The sequence below is a fragment of the Rhodococcus sp. NPDC076796 genome (assembly GCF_040702765.1).
In the GTDB taxonomy this organism is placed as follows: Bacteria; Actinomycetota; Actinomycetes; order Mycobacteriales; family Mycobacteriaceae; genus Rhodococcoides.
On sequence record NZ_JBFBMS010000035.1, the window covers coordinates 1 to 1,440 of the forward strand.

General features: G+C 61.7%; 2 protein-coding genes. Both read right to left on the reverse strand.

The genetic code is table 11. The annotated features are described in order from the left end of the window. Nucleotides 1-39: 39 nt before the first annotated feature. The gene (locus tag AB0366_RS27055; protein ID WP_366246614.1) at nt 40-894 is read right to left on the reverse strand and encodes an IS3 family transposase; all 855 of its coding nucleotides are present in this window, start codon (nt 892-894) and stop codon (nt 40-42) included. Further along, entirely contained in the window at nt 891-1,379 is a 489-nt protein-coding gene (locus AB0366_RS27060; RefSeq protein WP_366246615.1) for a transposase, read from the reverse strand. Before AB0366_RS27060 ends, AB0366_RS27055 begins: the two co-directional genes overlap by 4 nt. Nucleotides 1,380-1,440 lie beyond the last annotated feature (61 nt).

Sequence of the window (1,440 nt, forward strand, 5' to 3'; positions counted from 1 at the left end):
TTGCACTGGACCCCGTGGGTTGGACCGTTAATAGAAATCCTAGGCCGCGAGGGCCTGCGCTCGGTATCGCACCGGGCTCAGGCCGTCGAGGCGTAGCGAGATGCGGTCGTTGTTGAACCACTCGATGTAGTCCTCGATCGCGGTCTGCAAGGTGCCGAGGTCGAGGTATCGGACGTGATGAAACATCTCTTCTTTGAGGTGACCGAAGAAGTTCTCGATGATCGCGTTGTCGTAACAGTTGGCTTTGCGGGACATCGACTGGATCGCTCCCGCGCCGGCGAGCAACCGACGCCACGAGGAGTGCTGATAGTGAAATCCCTGATCCGAGTGCACAATTGGACACTCCCGTTCACCGAGGGTGTCCAATGCTGCCCGCAGCGAACGGTTGGTGAACTCCGTCGTCGGAGACCGCCCGATCGAATACGAGATGATCTGGCGGTCGAACAGATCCATCACCGGAGACAGATACAACTTCGCGTCCCCGACCCGGAACTCGGTGACATCGGTGACCCACTTCTGATTCGGAGCCTCGGCCCGAAAGTCCCGGTCGAGGATGTTCGCCGCGACCGCACCGACCTGCCCCTGATACGAGACATACCGTCGACGACGCCGCACAGGGCAGACCAACCCGAGCTCGCGCATCAACGCAAGCACGGTCTTCTTCGCCACCCGCCACCCTCCATCGACGAGGACTCGGTGCACGCGTCGATGCCCGTAGCGTCGGTGATTGTTCTCGAACGCGCTGGTCACCGCAGCTTTCAACGCTGCCTTCGGGTCGGGTCGGCGTAACTGCGCCTGACGGTAGAAGAACGTCGACCGGGCCAGGCCGGCGACGTCGAGCAGCACATCGAGACGGTACTGAGCCTTGAGGGCGATGACAGCGAGAACCTTCACCGTCGTCCCTGTTCCCTCAAGGCCCGCAATTTTCCCAGGTACGCCACCTGCGTCCGCAGCCGCTCGTTCTCCTCCCGCAACCGGTCGAGCTCGCTGGCCTCGCCGGGATCAGAACTCGACGATGCCGGTCGACGTCCCGCCCGCTTCGGACGAAGCGCCTCGTCGCCGTCGCGGCGATATCCGCGAACCCACGGATCGATGATTCTCGCCGACGACAGTCCGTACTCCCGTGCGAGCTCGATCTTGTTCTCTCCAGCCAGAACACGTTGCACCACAGCAAGTTTGAACTCGAACGAGAAGTGTTGTCGATCCGGTTTCTCCACCAACGCATTCCTCCCTCGAACCCGCCACCGGTCGTAGAGGACAACCACGGCCTTCGTCCCGCCACCGACCTTCGCAGCAGCCGAGACGGCACCGAGACCATCCTCGAACAACGCTACCGCCGCGACCCTCTGATCCTCGGTAAGTGAACTTCGTGCACGCATACACACGCTCCCCAGTAGTCGGAACTGAATTACTCAGTCCAACTTCTGGGGAGCGGTGCAA

Bases quoted from the DNA above. Each gene is read 5' to 3' on its own strand.
- AB0366_RS27060 (WP_366246615.1), bottom strand. From the start codon at position 1,379: ATGCGTGCACGAAGTTCACTTACCGAGGATCAGAGGGTCGCGGCGGTA.